General features: G+C 71.4%; 1 protein-coding gene. It reads left to right on the top strand.

Features of this window, described 5'->3' with window-relative positions:
• Positions 1 to 255 (top strand): ATP-binding protein (locus SB772_RS43275; RefSeq protein WP_410838934.1); only part of this gene is annotated, 255 nt, incomplete at both ends.

The raw sequence follows: 255 nt of genomic DNA, 5'->3' as shown, positions 1-255 counted from the left end.
CCGAGAACCGCGCGAGCGGGCTGACCTTCGAGCCGGTCGAAATCGGCGCGCTGGCGCGCCGCACGGTGCGCGACTGGGTGCAGGCCGCGCTCGCGAAGCGCATGGACCTCGGTTACGAAGGCCCGGAGGACGACGCGCCGCTCGACGTCGACGGCAATCCCGTGATGCTGCGCGAGATGCTCGGCAATCTGGTCGACAACGCAATCCGCTACACGCCCGAAGGCGGCCGCATCACCGTGCGCGTGCGGGCCGAGC

The organism is Paraburkholderia sp. SIMBA_030 (assembly GCF_046535245.1).
GTDB lineage: Bacteria > Pseudomonadota > Gammaproteobacteria > Burkholderiales > Burkholderiaceae > Paraburkholderia.
The sequence above is the reverse complement of the archived record's forward strand: the minus strand, read 5'-3'. Positions and strand labels throughout refer to the sequence as shown.